Genomic DNA, 18,584 nt, shown 5'->3' with positions numbered 1-18,584 from the left:
CGATCCACTATTGAGATGCCCTCGTCAACCGATACCTGGCAACTTGCCAGGTGCCTAAGTCGCTGTGCAGCTCGATTGTTGCGGTGTAGGTGGTGTACGGCGTCGCGGATCCGTCGGTGTGTTGGACGGTTTGGGCGATGGTGACGGGCACGGTTGCGATGTCGCCGCTGATGTTCGGGTCGCCATCGGGTCGTACAACGGCGGTGATGGTGTCGTTGCCGCGTGCCCAGGCTGCCCAGTCGGGCAGCGGCGCTGGTGGCGGTTCGGGAGGATTCGCGGCGGCGGTGGCCATGGCACCGCTGAGGTAGTGCTGTTGGCTGTGGAGGGCGTCCCATGTCGAGTCCTGCACGGCGGGTTGCCAAGTGAAGATGCCGGACATGGCGGCGACGGCGACGTCGGCGGGTTCGGTCCCGATCGGATCGATATGGTGGCCGGCGTCGGTTCCGGGCTGCTCGGAGGCGCCTGGACCGGTGCACACGAGCGTGAGGATGACGGCGATGCCCGCCGCCGCGACGATGCCCAATCCGACGATCACGGCGAGGGTTCGGCGCGTCATCGTGCATCCCCGATCCTCGACGGGGCAGCGACGGCGTCGTCGGCGGGTCCGGCGAGGCACACCGGCTCGGTAACGGTCAGCGACGTCGAGCGCGTCGGCGCATCCGGCGCGGCAGCCGTCTGGTCGACGCCGACGGTGGCGAGAAGAAATGCGGGCCATCCGCCGTCGTATTCGCTGTCGACGAACCGCACGATCTGTGGGTCGGTGAGGTCGTCGACGAGTTCGTCGTCGAAGCCGCAGTCGAGGAGCCACCCGCGGGCCTCGGCGAGGTGCCCGGTGACGGGCGGGCTGTCCGGGTGTGTCATGTCGCGGTTCTCCTTGGATCGGGTGTGTGGTCAGCTGGCGAGGTCGTAGCCGGCGGCGGCGGTGCCGGTGATGGTGGTGACGTAGTTCTGAGTCTCCGCGTACGGGGGGATGCCGCCGAACTGCTGGACTGCTCCGGGTCCGGCGTTGTATCCGGCGAGCATCAGCTCGACGGGATCGCCGGTGATGGCCCCGGATTCGAGACCGGGGCGCAGGGTGTCGGCGACGGCGCAGTTGTAGCGCCCTTGGGCCATGACGGCGTCGCCGATGTCGTTGGGATCTCCCGCGCCCGCTGCCCCGGTGACGTTGCCCTGCTCGTCGACGGGGAATCCGTAGGACGCCCAGGTGCCGGGCAAGAACTGCGCGTAGCCTTCTGCGCCTGCGGGACTGACCAGACCGGCGGTGAATCCGGATTCCTGTTTGAGCTGGGCTGCGAGGATCGCGGGGGAGACCTCGCGGCACTGCGCAGCCGACAGCTGCAGCCAGGGGAGGAAGGCGTCGGGGATCTGACCGGCGGCGAGGTTGGCGGTGTCGTGATCGCCGAGGCCTGCGCCGGGAGCGGTGGTGCAGGTGCCGGTCGCTTTCGGCGCCGACCCTGCCCCACCGGGGACGGGTCCGTAGGTTTGCCCGGGGGCGGGTGTGCCGTGGCCGATGACGGTGACGTGGACGTGGTCGTAGTGGTTCTGGGTCGGAGATCCCCTGTCCTCCATGATGTTCGGCTCGCCCTGGGAGGGGATGTATTGCTGACGCCAGATCATGTACTCGATCTGCAGCTGGTCCCGGTTCGCCCACAGGTAGTCCTTGACCTGGTCTCCGAGGATTTTGCCTTCCTCGGAGGACCAGTTGTCGATCATGATGTCCGCCGCCCGTCCGGAGGGGTGGTCGTCGAAGCCGCCGCCGTCGGCCCGCCAGCCGCCGATGGTCGTGATCTGGGGGAATTTCGCGTGGACGGCGCGGGCGACGCGGACGGTGTCGATCTGGAAGTGATCTTCCGATCCCACACTGGCTGGGAGAGCGGCCATCTCGGCGCTGTCGGAGCCCGGGGACGGGGCAGACGGAGAGGGTGCCGGGGTGGTGGCGCTGGTGGATGGGGAGGATCCGGGGTCGCCGGTGCCGGGTTCTGCGGCGGCGTCATAGAACGGGAACGGGTCGATCGCATTCCCTGGTGCCCACCCGCCTGGGTGGTACTCGAAGTGCAGATGCGCGCCGGTGGTGTCGCCGTTGTTGCCTTCGTTCGCGATGTGCTGGCCTGCGGTCACATGATCCCCGGCGTGCACCAGGACGCCGTCGGGAAACATGTGGCCGTAGACGGTGGAAACGACCTGGCCATCGATGTTGTGGTCGATCACGATCCACTGCCCGAACCCGGATGCGTCACCGGCTTGGGAGACGATGCCGTCGGCGTAGGCGTAGATCGGGGTACCGAGTGGTCCGGCGAGGTCGATGCCGTTGTGCATCGTGCCCCAGCGTTGACCGAATCCGCTGGTGAGCTGGCCTTCGGAGGTCTTCATGGGTTTGGCGAACGATCCGGCCGGGACACCACCCGCAGCGGAGCCTGCCCCTGCACGGCCGGGAACACAGTCGGTGCTCTCTTCTCGCACACCGGTGGTGACGAACAGGACCACGAACAACGACAGTGCGATCACCACCGCCAGAGCCAGCGCACCGCCCTTCTTCACCGTGCGGCCGTCCCGAACGCTGTTGTGGTGCGATAAGTCTCGGCGGTGATCGAGCGAGGGGAAAGCGCTGCCAGTCGCTCGACAAGGGTGCGGTTCTCGCGGCGCAGGCGCTCATTCTCCGCCTCGGAAGCGCGGAGCCGTGCGGTGATCTCGTCGGCAGCGGGGGAGCGGGAGGATCCGAACTGCTGCTTGATCCACCGGGCCACGGTGTTCTCGTGCGCCCCAATCGCCGAAGCAAGGGCGGCAACGCATTCCGAGCGTGAAGTGTAGTTGTGCCGAGACTTCTCGTATTCGGTGATTGCCCACGCCCGGGTCGTGGCCGGGTATTCGGCGCGGGCGTGCTCACGACGATCGTCGATCTCGCTCATCGGGCACCGACCAGCTCGGCGTCGTTCTCGTGATCGCTGGCTGCGTCGTCGTGGTTGCCGGCGAAGTATTCGGCGAAGCGGGCGTTGGTGTCGTGGACGCCGGTGTCGTATTCGATGTCGGTGAGCACGGTTTGGATGGGGATGCCGGGGGTGTTGTCCTTGGCGACCTTGATAAGGAATTTGCCGCGTCCGACGGGGTTGCGGACGGTGCGGCGTTCGGATCCGCGTAGTGCGGCGCCGCGGGACCAGGAGGTCACCAGGCCTGCTTCGGCTTCGGTGAATTTCAGTTCCCCGGACAGTCGTTCGACCTCGCCGATCGGCAGGCCGCCGCAGACGACCATTCCGGCGCGGTCGATGAACCCTTTCGCGGTCTTGATGTCGGCTTCGGTGGGCAAGGTTTCGAGGTCGCGGCCGGTGTGGGTGATCATCAGCAGTCCGGCACCGTCGGTGCGGTTGAGGCGGGTGATCTCGTTGATCCGGGCGACCATGCCCGGTCCCGCGCCGAGGACTTGCCACAGCTCGTCGAGGGCGAGCAGGAACAGTCGTTGCCGGTCCAGTCCGGCGTCGGCGAGCAAGTGCGCGGCTTCGACGGTGCCGTAGGCATCGGCCCAGCAGGAGAGCATGACAGCGGCTTTGAGGGTGGTATCTCCCCGGTCCAGGCTCGAGACGTCGATGCAGATCATCGGGGCGTCGAGGTCGATCGGCTCGGTGGTGTGATCGGCGAAGATGTCTCCCAGTGGCCCGGAGGTCAGCGCGCCGAGGGTCTGCATCAGTTCGGTGATCTCGGCGCGGTAGGACTGCGCGTCGAGCTTGTAGGCGGCCTTGTACATCGCCGGGGATCCGGCGTCGATCGTGGCGTAGAGGTCTTTGAGCAGCGGCGGGTTCTCGTAGGAGAATGCGCTGGTCTCGGAGTAGAGCTCGTCGAGGGCGAGGCCGATCAGAGAGTTCTCGAAGGCCTTCACCGAGTGGGTGTCGTAGCGGATCAGTTCGATCAACGCGCAGATGGCGTTGATCTGGCGGGCGCGGATGGTCATTTTCGCGTTGTCGATCAGCCGGTTCAGCGTGTCCAGCCGCTCGGGGTCGGTTGCGGCGTCGCGGGCGGCGATCGCCCGGACGACAGCCTGGCCGAGAGTTCCGGCGGCAAGGACGTTCAGATGCCCGCCGCCGTGACCGAGGGTGATGACCTGGCCGCCCATGAGTTTGGTGGCCTTGACGTATTCGCCTTTGATGTCGCCGGCGATGATCGGGGCTTGGCCCCAGCCGCACGCGCCGATGAGGATCTTGCGGATCAGGGTCGATTTCCCCAGGCCCGGCAGGGACAGCACGAACATGCTCGGGTTGGCGATGTGGTTGTCGCGGAAGTAGGCGAACGGATCGCAGGAGACCGCTTCACCGGTGATGGCGTGCTGGCCGACGATGGTGCCCGACGCGGGTGCGGCCGCGCCGATCGCCCACGGGTTGAGTCCGCACATCTGCACCGAGGTGGCTTCGTATTCGATCGGGGCCGGGACGGTGGCCATGCGGCCACCACCTGCACCTTTGAAGCCGCGTTCACTGGCTCCCAGAACGGCACGCCACCAGGGGTCTTCGGCGATCTCGAGTGCGAGCTGCGCGGCGTCGGGATTGTCGCCCCGCCAGCGGGCGAGTCCCATGCCGGTGCGCGTGAACTTGCCGGGCTCCTTCTCCTCGCCGGTGGCGATCTTCGCGGCGAGGGCGGCGTAGTCGGTGTCACCGAGCATCCAGCGCACCAGCGCGGACTTCTCGGGGGCGGGGGCATCGTCGATGAGGTGGCGGTCCTCGGTGAGGGTCATCAGCGGGTCTCTCGCTTCCAGACAGGGGCGGGGGCGTGTGGGGGACGTCGGTGCACGCGTTGTGCTCAGCTGCGGCGCAGGAGCACCGAGGTGGTGATCTGGTCGGGCAGGAGCACGCCGAGCCCGAGACCGGCGGCGAACGCGGCGTCCTGGAAGCCGTAGGCGCGGCGCAGCCGCAGCCGGGCGCGGGCGGCGAGGGATTCGGTGACCGCGGCGGCGTTGCCGATCTCGTCCTTGTGCCCGACGGTGATCGTCAGCAGCGCCGAGTAGCGCTCGAAACCGGCCCCGGCGGTCATTTCCCGGCGCGCTTGGTCGGCGATGTCGTGGCGTTTCTGCGACCCGGCGGAGATGATCTTGTCTCCGCGAGAGTTGATCGCGTGCAGGGCGTCTCGGTGCTGCTTGTCGACCTTCTTCGCTGCATCCCCGGCGCTGTAGGGGCGGTAGATCAGGGTCAGGCGTTTGCGGAACAGGTCATCGTGCGGCTGCAGCAGCGGTTTGAGGACGGTGTCGGTGAACACCGACTCCGGCGGTGCGGCCATCTCCCACACCACCGAGACGCCGCCGTCGTGACGGAAGTGATCCCATTCGTCTTTCGCCCGTCCCGGTCCGGCGTCTTCCCAGTCGATCCCGTGGTCGAGTCCGGCGATGTCGAGTTCTTCGAAGTCGTTCTCGGTGGAGGGGTTGTAGGAGCGGCACGCCGTCGCGGTGATCTCGGCGGCCGTCATCGGCTGGGAGTCGACCCCGGCGCTGGCGAGTGATTCATACAGATCCGGGAGGCGGCGGCCGAGTTCGGTGGCCATCTCGTCGGGGTCTTTCGCCCGTTCTCGGGTGGTGACTTTGAACGTGATCGCCAGGCGGGCCAGGATGCGGTGCTTACCCGAGGGCATCCTGACCGAGGACTGACGGATGAATTCCGCTGCCAGCGGCGGTGCGGTGGGCACGAGTTCGTGTTCGGCGCGGCGGGCCAGACGCAGGCCGGTGGCGGGAATGTTCTCCACGACCACCACCGCCCCGACGATGTCGCCCGGCAGACCGAGGTCGGAGAGGTAGACGCCCCAGTCGGCGGTGTAGAGGTCTTTCTCGTTCTGCGGGATCGCCTCATCGCCTCCCGGGAGGGCGTCGAAGACGACGGTGTACTGGGATTTGTCGGGGTTGTGGATCATCCCGAATTCGTTGCCGTGCCGGTCTATTCCCACGTAGGCGGCGGTGCGCGAGAGCAGGCCGGGGAGCTGGTAGCGGCCACCGGGGATTCGCGAGTGCGGGCCTGCGTGGTATTCGGTGGAGCGTTCGACGTGCTTACGCCAGAAGAATTGCATCCTCAGTTGTCCTGTCTCGTAGAGGGTTCGACCGTTCGGGGCGAACACCAGGGGAGTGAGCACGAGCGCTCCCAGGCCCATCAACGCGAACCCGGCGACGACATCGACGAACATCAGCACCGCGAACGCGATCGCGAAAAACCCAGCAGCGTAGGCGATGACCTTGGTGGACAGCCCGAACGCCAACGTCGTCTTGGGCCGGTTACCGGCCGAGTAGACCGGCGGCTCGTACGGGGCCTCGACAGCGCGGGTCATCGCTGTGCCCCGAGGTCAGGGGCACGGTGGGTACTGCTGCCCAAGACGAGGACCATTTGCTCGAGCTGCTGGGGAGTGAGGGTGAATCGCGGCGGCGGTGCGGTGTGCTTGCGCCACAGGTTGTGCGATGTTCGCAAGCACCACCACGCCGTGACGGTCAGCGTCTCGATCCGTAGTCGCGGTGCGGCGGGATGGGAAGTGTTCATCGTTGAATCCGTCCGTAGTAGTTGCCGATTGCGCCGTCGGCGGCCGCGCCGAGGGTGGTGGCCATCGATCCGGCGCTGCGGGCGCCGGCACCGGCGGCGCGCAGTGCTCCGGCTGCGCCGCGAAGTCCGGCGGAGCTGGTTCGTGCTCCGGCAGATGCGACTGCTCTGCCGACTCGGCGTTCGGCTCCCATCGGTCCCGAGGACGCCCCGGCATGAGACTTGTTGCTGCTGCTGTCGGAGCCGGAGTAGCGGCCTTGGAATCCGCTGGAGGGCCGGGCACCGGTTCCGGCTGCACCCGAGCTGCCGCCCGCCCCCGCTGCGCCGCCCATCAACCGTGCAGCGCCGCCGAGTGCACGCGAGCCCATACCTGCCGCGCCGGTCGCTGCCGCTGCCCCTGCCGCGCCGAGCATCCCGACTTCGCGGCCACCTGCGGCGATAGTTTCGGCGGCGGGCGCGACGATCCGCACCAGCGACGGCAGGGAAAATCCGACCACGGCGAGCAGGACCGATCCGATGATGACGGTCGCGACCTGATCGGTGGCTGACGCCGCCGATGCCCAAAACGCGAACAGATACAGCAGGGTCGCCACGGGTTTGAACAGCAGTGCACCGAAGATGAAGGCGATCATCGACTTGTAGGAGCTGCGACCGGTGCCCATGGCGGACGCTGCTGCGGAAAGGGGGATGACGGCCACGACGACGCACAGCACCGCTTCGCGGATGAGCAGGGCGATCAACTGCGCGACCGAGCCGAGGAAAGCGAACCCGGCGCACGCGAGCGCGAGAACCGGGCCCAGGCCGGTCTTGTCGTCGAAGGCGGTGATCGCGGTGATCTGCTCGTTCAGATCGCCGCCGACGAATTTGTCGAGCGCATACGCCGACATCACGTCACCGAGTTGGTGGAACATCAACACCAGAATCGGGAGCAGGGTGACTGCTCCGACGGTGCGCACCAACATGTTCGCGGTCTCGGTCGCACCTTCGAGCACAGCCTGTTTGCGGGCGAGAGCGAGTTTGGTCATCGCGATCACGATGGAGGCGAACAGCGCCGCGACGGTGAGTCCGGTGACGATGTTGCGTAGCCCGGACATCGCGGTATCGGCAGCCAGACCCGGGATTCCGGCCGTCATCCAGAACGTCATTACCGTCCGGAAGGCTTGGGAATTGCCTTCCATCACCGATTTGGTGAAGTCCCCGATCGGATCACCCCAGAACGACGACGCGGCCGAAGACACCGCGGTGGACACCGCGTCGCCGGGGTTGTTCTCGAATGCGCTGGTCAGACAGAACGTTTCCGGGACGATGTTGCCGGTGACATCGTTCATGAAGTCCTGGAACGCATTACGGTCTGCTGCATTATCTGCGAGGCATTCGCGGCGTTCCTTCTGGAAGTCGTTGCCCTCGGTCGCGGTATCGGCGATGCCGGGGATCGCGGGCGGCGTCGGATCTTGGGCGTAGGCGACGGCGTTGCTGCCGGCGACGACGCCGAGGGTGACGACGAGCAGCAGCAGCAGTCGACGTGCGGTGCGGAGTCGGGCGGTCGCCCGCGGCGCGTTCATGCCAACGCCCAGCGTGTGAAGGCGCTGATGTCGGTGATGTCGGTGGTGCCGGACACCGACCGTGAGTCCAGTCGGCCTTTCCAATTGGTGCCGTCGTAGAACATGCCTGCGCGCAGCACCGAGTACACCGGGGTGGTGCGGCGGGCTCCGTTGTCGTCGACGGGGACCTCGATGGCGTATTCGATCGAGGCGAAGTCGTCGGTGCAAGACACCACCCGGAATGCGACGGGAGCGGGCAGTGACGATGCCGCCGACGACGGCGGTCCGTCCCAGCTCTGTCCTGCGGTAAGAGCGTCCAGTTCAGCGGTGGGCACAGTCAACTGCGTGTAGGCGTCCTTGGCCACTCGTCCGGGACCATAGAGCGCAGAGATCCAGTTCCATCCCGCCAGCGCGGCCCCTTGCGGGCTTCGGCTGTATCCGGTGAGGACGTTGCCGCTGACTTCGGTAGGGCCGTCGCTGCTCGAGACGAGCATAGGCACCGCAGTGGTCTGTTGGATCTGCACGCCGGACGGGGAACTCACCGGAGCCCCGTCCTGCGTGCAGCCGGTCCGCTCACCGGGTTCGACCTGCGCAATGGGTTGACCGGCCGGGTTGTTCGGAACGGTGACCTTGCGGCCGAGGATGTCCACGACCGGCGCCTGGAAACCGTCGCGGCCATTGCTGCCACTACCGCCCGGTTCCGGGGTGGATGTCGGCGGCAGCGTCGGCGCCGCATCGACCGGTGACTCGTCGTCGCGCAGGTTCGGGATGACGAAGAACACGGCGCCGACGGCCGCGACGACGACGAAGACAGCGAGGCCGATCAGGATCTTACGGAGGCGGGTGCTCATGAAGTCTTCTCCAATGCGGTGTAGCCGTCGAGATTGCTCAGTTCGGCTGCGTCGACGTTCTCTTCGGCGGTCGGCAGGACGATGCGCCAGTCATCGGCGATCCACTGCAACGCAACGGGATACGAATACAGGCCGCCGTCCTCGCCGCCGACGCGTTGGGCGATCGACACGGCCGCCGACAGGGGGTCGCTCTGGTAGTCGGTGACCTTGAATCCGACGAACGCCGGTGCCGTGCCCGAAGGGACATCGCCCGAGACGGTGACTCCGGCGCGGGCGGCGGCGAATTCGTCGCGGCCGGGACCGGGTGCGGTGACGGTGTTGACCACCTCCGGCCATGCCCGGTCCCCAGCGACCGCGAGGGCGGTCTGGCCGTTGATTGCTGCCAGGACCGCCCCTTGCGGGGTCTTCGAGTAGCCGCTGCGGACCGTGCCGGTGGTGGTGGTGGGACCATCGACGGAGGAGACCGGGATCGACACCCCGGCGACGGTGCGCCACTGCAGATCGGCGGGCGCGGCCGACAGATCCGGTGCACTCACCGAGCCCTGCGGGGTGTCGGTGTCGTCGGCGGATCCGCAAGCAGCAGAAAGCAGGACTGCGGAAGCGGCGGCGGCAGCGGTGAGAACTCGCAATGTGGTCATGACGTGGGGGTCGACCTTTCGGGAATCGGTTAATGGAGAGCGGAAATGGCGGTCAGGCGAGGACGGCTTGGGCGATACCGGATGCGGAGCCGATGACGGCGGCGCAGATCAGGATTCGGGCGAGGGTGGCGTCTTCGACAATCTGTGTGCCGGTGGATTTGCGCTGGTTGACGAACACTGCACCGCACACCATCAACGCGACGATGCACGCCACGATCGAGCACCACAACAGCCAGGACAGGGCGGTGTCGATCGTCGACCACACTTCTGTCGGCCATTCCACGGGTTCGGTCGGTGGTTGTGCCAACACCGTTGCTGCGCCGTCGATTACCGGCTTATGCCGTGCTACGTGGGCGGTCACGAGGCCAATCCGGGAAGGTGCGGGAGCACGCTGGTGGCCACCACTATCCCGACGACGGTGCCCAGCACACCACCGACGATCATCCGAGGGCCTTGCCTGCTTCCGAAAGCCAGCATCACCAACCCGGCGAGCACACCGAGGATCGACGCAGCGGCGCTACCCCATGCCGCGAGAGTGAGCCAGTCCATCACCTGTGTCGTGTCGATCTGCGGCGGCGGACCGCTGACCGGGTCGATCACCGAAATCGATTCCTGCGCAAGTGCTGCACTAGTACTCATACGGTCACCTGCGCGGCAATCGAAGCCAGAGATCCGGTGATGACCGATCCGAACAGCGCCAGGACGGTCCAGCGGGGAGCAACGCGGCGGGTGGACCTGCTCCAGGCCAAGGCCGCACCCGCAACGATGATTCCGGTGATCGAGCCGAATACCAGCACCCACGACGCGATCGCCACGGCGGTCACCACAAGACCTCCAACACCAGCACGCTTGCCCCGACGACCAGGACACCGATGCCGGTCTTCGCGGCGACCGAGACAGTGCCCGGTTCGACGGAACCAGTCCGAACCCGAACGGCGACAGCAGTTGTGAGAGTGCTGAGGAACATGACAGCGACCACAGCGAGGACGCCCCGCACGTACCACATCGTGATCGATTCCAGCGTTTCGGTGCGCATCAGTTCAGCGCCAGGCCTTGGACCAGTCCGGAGGCTGATCCGATGATGATGGATCCGACGAGGCCGCCGACGAGTTTGGTGGACGCTCCACCTCCGCCGCCGGTGATGCGCTCGTAGGCGAGCATGGAGCCGCAGATCATGATGCCGACGATCGAGGCGATGATGCAGCCCCACATGGCCCAGCCGACGAGCGTGGTGATCTTCGCCCCGAACCCGCCGTCGGGTGGTGTGGGGTTGAAGTCGAAGTCCTGGGCGAGGATCGAGACGGTGGCGGCGGTATAGGTGGTGAACATCAGGGGCGTCCTTTCGAAAAATGGGGGATTGGTCTGCTGGTCAGCGGGCGTAGGCGGTGCGGGCAGCGGTGAAGATGTCCATCCCGACGGCCGCGAGCTGCGGTTGCGGGGAGGCGGCGCTCGATGCCGGTCCGCGCATCCGACCAGGCGGCGGGGGAGGCGGGTCGGCGGGTGACCAGGTCGCCAGTTCGCCACGCGGATGCAGCGGTAGGTCCTCGACCCACGGGATCTGCCAGAGTGCCGGGGAGGCGGCTGCGACGATTTCGGCTTTGCGCCGCAACGATTTCGGTAGACGCCCGGGCGCGTAGGGCACGAGCGCGGTGCCGAGGAGGATCGCCTCCCCGATCAATCCTGCGGCCGCCTGCAGGACGAGATCCTGTGCTGCGCTCAGGCCGTCGAAGTCGGTGCGGGCGACGACGACAACACCGGGATAGCGGTCGGCTGCGGGCCAACCGCCGCCCGAGTCGGCGGCCGGGGCCCAAATGTGGGCGAGAGTGCCCGCGCCGGAACGCCCGTGCGCGCCCAGAAGCCACACCGCCGGTGCCCGCCCACTGGCTGCGACCGGATTCTGGTGCACCGGTGCACGGCGGTGCGGCGGCGGAATCCGAAGGCCCGCGGGGACAGCGGGTACGTCGGGATAGTCGTCGCTGTCGGACTCGTCGTTGATCGGTTGTGCGGCCATGTTCGGCGCACCTCCTTCTCCGGCGTTCTCGGTCACCGAGTGGTAGTCGGGGAAACGGTCGTGGTGGCCGCAGGACTGCTCGAAGCGGTCGGGGCGGTCGTGGACGGTGCAGCCGACGCCGGTGAGGTGGCGGGGCGGCCGATAGTGGCGTGAGCGGACAAGATGCTGCCTGCGCTGCGGACGGAGTCGGTGGTGGCGAACAACTGCGCACTGCGCCCCAGGACGGCACCGACCTTGTCGGCGAGGCTCTGGTCACCGGTGATGTCGGCGGCGAGGGCAACGATCCAACGGACGGTCAGCTCGACCGGGGTTTCACCCTTGGATCCGACCGGGACGCTGCCGTAGGAGCCGTGTTTGGTGGCGGTGTTCCAGTAGCTGGTGTCGGTGACGAGCTGCGCGAGACCGGAGTTCTCGTCGATGGTCTTGCTGACTTCGTCGAAGGCGACGTTGACGGCGGAGTCGATGGTCGCTGGTGGTACGAGCTTGACCGCCGAGGTCGCGACCTTGGTGGCCAGGATCGCCAGTGCTGCTGGTGGGTTGGCGAGGCCGACGGCGGCGAGCTGTCCGATCGTCTCGGGGGTGATGACGTCCTTGGCGACGGTGATCGCCGCACCGATCGCCATTCCGGCGATCTTGGTGACCGCACCGACACCTTCGTCGATCATCTCGTCAGTGGAGCTCGCGGACGGGTCCGAGTACTTCGCCATCTTCGACAGCACCGTCTCCGGAGCTGAGCTGACCTCGAATCGGCCTGCCTTGGAGTCGAAGTCGATGTTGTCGTTGATGATCGAGGCACCGGTCAGCAGGGCCGAGCGGCCGACTGCGGTGGAGACGTCGGTGAGGATGCGGACAGGGTCGCGGGTGTCCATCGAGGACTGTCCGGCGATGGAGGCGACGAGCTTGGCTGCCGGGGCGTCGGTGGGTGTGTCGCAGGCGAGATCGCCTGCGGTGCAGAAGGATGTGACTCGGTCGGCGATGGCGCCGAAGTCTCCGACGGACGGAGTCGGTGCGATGCCGCCGCCTGTGGGTGCAGCAGCGGCGACAGCGGGTGCGAGCTGCACGGTACCGACAGCTGTGCCGTCGGTACCCGGTGCCGGTGCGGGTGTGCTGGCCCCGCCGGGCAGGATCTCTTCGCCTTGGGCGCGGGTGGGGTCGGAGAACAGTGCGCCGCCGGCGAGGTCGTCGGCGGCGATGGGGCCGGTACCTGCGCCGATGTCGCGGAGGACTTCGGAGGCGACGTCGCCGCCTTGGGAGTAGCCGGAGACGAAGAATTTTGCGCCGGGGCAGCGTGCGGCGATGTCGGAGATCAGGTTCTGGGTGTTCTCGACACCGATGTCGCGTGACTGGTTGTAGGGGACAGCGGAGCGGTCGCCGGGCTTGCCGCCGAAGCTCGCCGGGTAGGCGACGTAGTTTCGGTCCAGCGCCTGTGTTGTGCCGGAGTTGGCGTCCTGCATCGCCGGTACGGTCACGCGGGAGAAGAATCCCGAATCGGTTGTCGACGAGGTGTTTTCGTCGATCTCGGTGGTCCCCGGCACGACCACGAGCTGCAGCGGTGCGCACTCGGCACCCGCCGACCTTGTGGAGGCGGGCTGACTCGATGACGGTGTCGGTGTGGTCGAGGGCTGCGCGGCCGCGACACCGGACCCGGTAGCAACGAGGACGGTCGTGGCGGTGATGGTCAGCAGCGTCGTCGACAAGCGACTGTGGGTGCGTGGTGGGTGCATGGGCCGGGTTCTCTTTTCTTCTCGGACGGTCATCGTTGGGCGATCGCGGTGATGAGGGTCTGGCCACCGGTTTCGGCGGTGGTGAAGCGCTGGGCGGCGGTGCGGCCGTCGATGCCGGGGCCGCGTTCGACGACGGTGACGTCGTAGACGCCCGGTGAGACCGGGTCGGCGAGAACACAGAACTCGATGTCGGGTTCGAGTGCGTCGATACCCTGCTGGAGCCGCCCAGCGGAGGCCAGGACCGCATCGGGCGCGGCTTGCGCGCGGGCTTGGGCTCCGTCTCGGTCGTAGTAGAAGGCCTTCTCGAACCTCCAGATCGCGGCCATGCCCGGATCGGTGGAGTCCTCGGTGACCGGCTGCCCTGCTGCTTGTCCGGCGCACCAGGTGACGTTCGCGGCTGCAGTTCCGGCTGCGGCAGGTGCCGAGGAGGTGGTGGGTACTGCGGTCGTGGTGACGATGTCGTCAAGCGCGAACGTGTCCCGTGCAGCGGAGTCATCGCTGCCACTGGTGGACCAGAGCGCGGCCGCACCGATGCCGCCGAATACGACCGCGAGCGATGTGGTGACTGCGACGGCGGCACGTCGGCGTTGCCACCAGGTCCGCTGCAGCGACCCGGGATTGGTAGTGCGGTGATCGCGCAACCGGGCTGTGCGCGCATCGAACGAGTCCGGATCTGTCTGTACCGGTCGGCGGCCGGTGCCGTCGTAGACGGCTACATCTTCGCTGTCGACGTCGTAGAGGACCGAGGGTGCGACGCGGGCTGTGCCGTCGTCGTCGAACCAGTCGGCTTCCACAGCATTGTGGTTTTCCTGGTCGCTGGAGGTGTCGGACAGGACTGTGAACCGGCGCTGCGCGGCAACGTCCGATTGTGCTGCGGCAGCGACCTGTTCGTCGATCTGGGAGTCGTGGAACCAGTCATCGGGCGCGGCGCCGGAGGTGGTGGTCTCGTCCTGATGGGCCACAGCAGACCTTCCTGAGCGTGTCGAAATGGATTGTCGGAGAGTCGATGTCAACTTTCGGATGCAGCCCGACCGCGGAGAGGGGTGGGCTGCACCCGGAAATCAGACTCCGAGATTCAGTCCGGCCAGGGCCGTGTTCGCCTGGTCGATCAGGGGTGCGGCCGCGGTGTTGACCGCCGCGATCGTGTCCGCGACAGCGGGCTGCTGAAGGACCGTGGTTGTGAAGCCCTGGACGGCTTCGTACGCCGGTTCGGTCCACACCTGCGCATCATTGCCGGCCTGGCCGACCTCGGAGGGCGCAAGGTTCAGAGCGCCATCGATCTGCTCGGCCGCGGTGTCGATGACGCTCTGCACGCTGTCGGCCGGGTCGTCGAGCGTCAGCGGTGCCGCAGGCGGCGCGGGCGCGGTTTCGGGGGCCGGAAGCGGTGCTGGCTCTTCGATGATCTGCTGCTCACCGCCGAGAACGGTGCCGCCCAGGACTGCGCCGATGCCCGCGCCTGCGGCGGTCAACCCCAGCACGATCGGCGCCGACGATGCGGCACCGACACCTGCCCCTGCCAAAGCCGCAGCGCCGGGAATGAACACCCATCCGACCGGGCCGCCCCACACGATCGCACCGGTACCAGTCGTCGCGGCGACACCCAATCCGCCGCCGATGGCGGCGGCGGTGCCGGTGATCACGGTGGCCGGGATCAGTGATGCGGCGAGCCCAGTGATGCCTCCAGTGATGACGCCGGTGGCGGTTCCCGCGGCGATGCGGTCGGCCTGCGGTGCGTCGGCGAAACCGTTGTCCACCAACCAGTTCCCGCCGTCTGCCTGAAGTGCCGCTGCGGTGTTGTTGAACTGCTCGACCAGGTTCGGATCAATCAGGTTCGGGTCGTACGGAACGAGCTGGCCACCGGCGAGGATGTAGCCGTCGGGTGCGTCGACCGGGGCGATGACCGTGCGCTGCACAGTCGGTACGGGCGGTGGAGGGGGAGGAGTTGCCTGCAGGGCAGGTGGTGCTTCGGTCGGCGCCGCCTGCTGCGTGGGTGCCTGCTCGTAGTAGGTGGTCTGGTAGCTCGACTGCTGGTTGCCGGACTGGTAGTCGTCGTAGCTGCGCCACTGTGACTGCTGCACACGCGGGGAAGGCTGGTATCCGGTAACGAACTGACGTTCCTGTGTCGGGGCCGGCGGTGGGGCCACCGGTGTGGTGTCGGTGGTTCCGGACTGCGCAGTATCGGGCGCGGTCACGAAATCCTGCGGCGCGGCGTGAGCGGTTCCGACACCGCATGCCAAGGCGATCGCTACGGGCACGACGGTCACGACCACGGCTCGTTCTTTGCGTCGACGGTGACGACCGCCGATTCCATTCAGGGGGGACATCAGATATTGCATTCCTTCCGTAAATGATTCAGCAACAATGAGTTTCGTGACAGGTAATTGGTGGGGAGACAACCATCGCCGAGCGAAGGTCGACAGCCGAAGGCGAGGGCCAGCCTTCGGGTGTCGAATCTTCCCTCAGCGAATGGCGTCCTGATCGGTGCGGCATTTATGCGAGAAATCCAGACAGCTACCGCGACCAAGAACGCGGCGCGACCTTCTCCAAACAGTGAAGTTCTCCGACCACGTCCCGAACTAGCAGGCGCTGAACAAGAGCCGATAGAGAGCGCTGAAAGCGGGATCTAGGCTGCGTTTTTCAGTTGTTGGTGTTCCCGCACGTCCTGTTGACGCGCCGAAACCCACTCAGCCAGAAACTCGCCGGTGTCTGTGCACAGTTCTTGATGGATCGGATCGAATGTCGATAGTCGCGTCGAAGCGAGCATGCGATCATGCCAACACCGTGCATTGAAGTTAGTGACGGGCACAGGTTGACTTGCCGATGACCCTCGGCCGTACTGAGTGGCCTGGGCTGCGATTGTTTTGCGACTATCGGAGAAGGCATGGGTGCTCCAGTCGGTAGACCGTGCCGCTCCACATAGGATGTGAACTCTGCGGGTGTCGGCACGTGTGGACGAAGTCGTCATTTGCAGGTTTGAGAAGCCCCGGGTGCGTTCGGGACGCCAATCACTTGTGCACCCGGGGTCTTGATCAGTTCGTCTGTGCCTCCCGATTGTTGTTTCGAGATCGGATGTTCGCGCGAAAACGGAGAGTGTTCGGAGCGATGGTCGACGACGACATAGCTATCACGACATTGTCATCGTTTAAGGTCATGCACAGTTTGGACCTTAGCCGAGGTGCGGCATGGTGTCTAGCAATGACGAATGGAATACGGCAGTGAGTCGACGTGTCTTGCGAGGGTTTGCCCCCGCCAGGCTGACTGCCGCGCGGGAAAGTAAAGGCATGAGCCGTGCTGACTTGGCACGCAAAGCCGGAGTTGGCGGCGCTACCGTGCAGCAGTGGGAGACAGGCACCAGAAGTCCTCAGGTCGATACCCTCGCGCTGGTTGCCAAAACGTTGGGCCTGCCTGTGGGGCACTTCGTTGAAGTTCCTCGCGCCGAACGATTTCCGGGAGACTGGCGCGTCTTGCAAGGTCTCACTCAGCCCCAGCTCGGCTCGTTGGTGGGGATCAGCACATCTATGGTCGCGCGTATCGAACGCGGCGAGGTCAAACTGACCGATGAAAATGCTCGCCGATTGTCGTCGGCTCTTCAGATCGACGTTCAGGAGTTGATCCAGTGCTACGAGCGTGCGCGTGACCGGCCTGCAGGCGTCTCGGCGTAGAGCGGTCCCTCCGACTCGACGACGATCTGTGTAATCGCCTTCGTCGCGACGGATTCCCCGGCGAGAGGGGGAACGTCTGTCTGCCCGGAACATAGGTGCAGTATTGAGGCCCTGACGATCGAAAGCAACTTTGAAGCAAAAAAGTAGCAAATCTATGTAGATTGTAACGCCGCGCGTGCCTCTCGCGGGTTACAGGATAACGACAAGCGGTCTGATCTGCGATATATTTGCTAATTTTTTGCCTCTGACGGGTATGCTGCAGTAATGCAGGAAGCAGACGGGCTGTTCCGATTCGGCAAGGCGATCGCGGACCGCCGCGCCAGACTGGGGCTCACCAGATCCGAAGTGCGCGACGCAGGCGGCCCTTCCGACACCACTCTTGGAAACATCGAGAATGGAACGTTGGGGCGAGCTCCCAGCCCGGCCACTTTGAAGAAGCTTGACCGAGGTCTCCGTTGGGTCAAAGGAAGCGCGGCTGACGTCCTCGCAGGCGGAGAAGCCACGCCCATCGAAAGCCGATCCGATCTTGATTCACCACGGAGCCCGGGCGCCTTTGCCGCCGGACCGGACTCCATCGTCCTGCCTCTGGCCGAGATCAACAGTCTGTTGGAACTGCATCGCGAACTGAACGCCGCACACGGGCAGTGTCGCAAAACAGATACGCCCCAACCTCAGTTCGAGCACGTCGTATCGAACTTCAACGCATACGTCTCGCGGGTCGCCGGTCGGTATGCCACGGCAGTGCTGGAACGCAACGGGGGACCGGGGGCAGCGCTTCCTCCAATCGTCGAGATGGCCTTCGCGCACCTGCTCGACATGCCCACCTCCGGTCAAGATCCCCACGAACGAGAAGAGCAGCTCTACCGACGTTGGTTAGCCGGTCGCCTCGACGGCATCGATGACGAGACCCGAGCGCGATTCCAGGAACGCTGGGCCGAGCTTGAATGATGCGGTTGAAGTTGAGTCCAGAATGGACAAGGGTGCTTGTCCGTGGCCAGGACTCGTTTGGCAACGCTCCGCGGGGAGAGAACGCTCGAAAGGACTACCCACGATGACAACGCAACTCCCGTTGCATTATCGAATCACCCGGCTTTACGAAGGCTTCCGGCACAAGGGATCACCACAGCAACTTGATCAGATGGTGGCCGATCACGTCAGCGAAATTGTGGGTCACGCCTTCAGCGTCAACGAGACAAACGCACTCCGCACCCGACCTGCCGCCAATCCGGAAACTGACGTACTCGACGCCATTGCAGGCTTTTTCGACGCACCTACCACTTACCTCGTCGGCACGACAGTCGAGCAGAACGACTACGATGCTCAACTCGACTACTTTGATAACGTCCGGAACTCACAGGCAACAGTCTTCGCGCTTCGAACCCGAGTGCCACAGCTGACACCCGACATCGCCGAGCGGCTAAGTGTGTTGGTTCGCGACACGCACGAACGCTTCGAACTTGAGGATCGGCGAGGACCAGCCGAGGCCGGCAACGCCCACTGATGGGGTCAGCACGAGAAGCAGCTGCCGCAGTTGCGAACATCGGCGACCCACAGCTTCGGGCCAGCGTCTTCCTCGACGTACTGGACCTGCCGTTCAACCGGCCATGGTCTGTTGATCGCTTCGTCGCAGAGGTCGGGTTTAAGATCGATCGCGTCATCGTCGTTC

Annotated in this window: 21 protein-coding genes; 3 read left to right on the top strand and 18 right to left on the bottom strand. The window is 65.9% G+C overall.

The features are described 5' to 3' along the window. Nucleotides 1-7: 7 nt before the first annotated feature. The 18 genes from HQ354_RS17300 to HQ354_RS17215 all read right to left on the bottom strand — a co-directional run bounded on the left by HQ354_RS17300 (nt 8) and on the right by HQ354_RS17215 (nt 15,580). The gene (locus tag HQ354_RS17300) at nt 8-556 is read right to left on the bottom strand and encodes a hypothetical protein (RefSeq protein WP_222635289.1); all 549 of its coding nucleotides are present in this window, start codon (nt 554-556) and stop codon (nt 8-10) included. After that, nucleotides 553-861, bottom strand: coding sequence for a hypothetical protein (locus HQ354_RS17295; RefSeq protein WP_222635290.1), 309 nt, complete (start codon nt 859-861; stop codon nt 553-555). Before HQ354_RS17295 ends, HQ354_RS17300 begins: the two co-directional genes overlap by 4 nt. Nucleotides 862-891: 30 nt before the next feature. Continuing rightward, nucleotides 892-2,538 carry a peptidoglycan DD-metalloendopeptidase family protein gene (locus tag HQ354_RS17290; protein ID WP_222635291.1) on the bottom strand — a complete coding sequence of 549 codons (1,647 nt, stop codon included), beginning with the start codon at nt 2,536-2,538 and terminating at the stop codon, nt 892-894. Next, nucleotides 2,535-2,906: a transposase gene (locus HQ354_RS17285; RefSeq protein ID WP_222635292.1), complete on the bottom strand. Its 372-nt coding sequence runs from the start codon at nt 2,904-2,906 to the stop codon at nt 2,535-2,537. Before HQ354_RS17285 ends, HQ354_RS17290 begins: the two co-directional genes overlap by 4 nt. After that, a complete protein-coding gene (locus tag HQ354_RS17280) occupies nt 2,903-4,717 on the bottom strand; it encodes an ATP/GTP-binding protein (RefSeq protein WP_222635293.1) in 1,815 nt (604 codons plus the stop codon). The genes HQ354_RS17285 and HQ354_RS17280 overlap by 4 nt, the downstream gene beginning before the upstream one ends. 65 nt (nt 4,718-4,782) lie before the next feature. Continuing rightward, complete coding sequence (locus HQ354_RS17275; RefSeq protein ID WP_222635294.1) at nt 4,783-6,288, bottom strand: SCO6880 family protein; 1,506 nt, start codon at nt 6,286-6,288, stop codon at nt 4,783-4,785. 202 nt (nt 6,289-6,490) lie between these two features. Beyond that, on the bottom strand, nt 6,491-8,053 hold the full coding sequence (locus HQ354_RS17270; protein WP_222635295.1) for a hypothetical protein: 1,563 nt from the start codon (nt 8,051-8,053) through the stop codon (nt 6,491-6,493). Further along, nucleotides 8,050-8,883: a hypothetical protein gene (locus tag HQ354_RS17265; RefSeq protein WP_222635296.1), complete on the bottom strand. Its 834-nt coding sequence runs from the start codon at nt 8,881-8,883 to the stop codon at nt 8,050-8,052. Before HQ354_RS17265 ends, HQ354_RS17270 begins: the two co-directional genes overlap by 4 nt. Next, nucleotides 8,880-9,521 (bottom strand): hypothetical protein, encoded by a 642-nt coding sequence (locus tag HQ354_RS17260; RefSeq protein WP_222635297.1) that lies wholly within the window; start codon nt 9,519-9,521, stop codon nt 8,880-8,882. The genes HQ354_RS17265 and HQ354_RS17260 overlap by 4 nt, the downstream gene beginning before the upstream one ends. Before the next feature lie 52 nt (nt 9,522-9,573). Further along, on the bottom strand, nt 9,574-9,882 hold the full coding sequence (locus tag HQ354_RS17255) for a hypothetical protein (RefSeq protein WP_222635298.1): 309 nt from the start codon (nt 9,880-9,882) through the stop codon (nt 9,574-9,576). Next, nucleotides 9,879-10,160 (bottom strand): hypothetical protein, encoded by a 282-nt coding sequence (locus HQ354_RS17250; RefSeq protein WP_222635299.1) that lies wholly within the window; start codon nt 10,158-10,160, stop codon nt 9,879-9,881. The genes HQ354_RS17255 and HQ354_RS17250 overlap by 4 nt, the downstream gene beginning before the upstream one ends. Next, the gene (locus tag HQ354_RS17245) at nt 10,157-10,345 is read right to left on the bottom strand and encodes a hypothetical protein (RefSeq protein ID WP_222635300.1); all 189 of its coding nucleotides are present in this window, start codon (nt 10,343-10,345) and stop codon (nt 10,157-10,159) included. Before HQ354_RS17245 ends, HQ354_RS17250 begins: the two co-directional genes overlap by 4 nt. Next, nucleotides 10,342-10,557, bottom strand: coding sequence for a hypothetical protein (locus HQ354_RS17240; RefSeq protein ID WP_222635301.1), 216 nt, complete (start codon nt 10,555-10,557; stop codon nt 10,342-10,344). The genes HQ354_RS17245 and HQ354_RS17240 overlap by 4 nt, the downstream gene beginning before the upstream one ends. Further along, nucleotides 10,557-10,850, bottom strand: coding sequence for a hypothetical protein (locus HQ354_RS17235; RefSeq protein ID WP_222635302.1), 294 nt, complete (start codon nt 10,848-10,850; stop codon nt 10,557-10,559). Before HQ354_RS17235 ends, HQ354_RS17240 begins: the two co-directional genes overlap by 1 nt. A 40-nt stretch (nt 10,851-10,890) precedes the next feature. Next, the gene (locus HQ354_RS17230) at nt 10,891-11,532 is read right to left on the bottom strand and encodes a hypothetical protein (protein ID WP_222635303.1); all 642 of its coding nucleotides are present in this window, start codon (nt 11,530-11,532) and stop codon (nt 10,891-10,893) included. A 32-nt stretch (nt 11,533-11,564) separates the two neighbouring features. Beyond that, the gene (locus HQ354_RS17225) at nt 11,565-13,256 is read right to left on the bottom strand and encodes a cutinase family protein (RefSeq protein WP_261768874.1); all 1,692 of its coding nucleotides are present in this window, start codon (nt 13,254-13,256) and stop codon (nt 11,565-11,567) included. A gap of 29 nt (nt 13,257-13,285) precedes the next feature. Beyond that, a complete protein-coding gene (locus HQ354_RS17220) occupies nt 13,286-14,218 on the bottom strand; it encodes a hypothetical protein (protein WP_222635305.1) in 933 nt (310 codons plus the stop codon). Nucleotides 14,219-14,317: 99 nt separating this feature from the next. After that, nucleotides 14,318-15,580 carry a hypothetical protein gene (locus tag HQ354_RS17215; RefSeq protein ID WP_261768875.1) on the bottom strand — a complete coding sequence of 421 codons (1,263 nt, stop codon included), beginning with the start codon at nt 15,578-15,580 and terminating at the stop codon, nt 14,318-14,320. Between the two features lie 858 nt (nt 15,581-16,438). Here HQ354_RS17215 and HQ354_RS17210 point away from each other — a divergent pair. The 3 genes from HQ354_RS17210 to HQ354_RS17200 all read left to right on the top strand — a co-directional run bounded on the left by HQ354_RS17210 (nt 16,439) and on the right by HQ354_RS17200 (nt 18,419). After that, entirely contained in the window at nt 16,439-16,918 is a 480-nt protein-coding gene (locus HQ354_RS17210) for a helix-turn-helix transcriptional regulator (RefSeq protein ID WP_222635306.1), read from the top strand. A gap of 264 nt (nt 16,919-17,182) precedes the next feature. Further along, a complete protein-coding gene (locus HQ354_RS17205) occupies nt 17,183-17,866 on the top strand; it encodes a helix-turn-helix domain-containing protein (protein ID WP_222635307.1) in 684 nt (227 codons plus the stop codon). Between the two features lie 103 nt (nt 17,867-17,969). Further along, nucleotides 17,970-18,419: a hypothetical protein gene (locus tag HQ354_RS17200; RefSeq protein ID WP_222635308.1), complete on the top strand. Its 450-nt coding sequence runs from the start codon at nt 17,970-17,972 to the stop codon at nt 18,417-18,419. The last annotated feature ends 165 nt before the right edge of the window (nt 18,420-18,584 follow it).

This window comes from Rhodococcus sp. BP-261 (assembly GCF_019835205.1).
Classification (GTDB): Bacteria; Actinomycetota; Actinomycetes; order Mycobacteriales; family Mycobacteriaceae; genus Rhodococcoides; species Rhodococcoides kyotonensis_B.
This window is presented reverse-complemented; position numbering and strand designations above follow the sequence as displayed.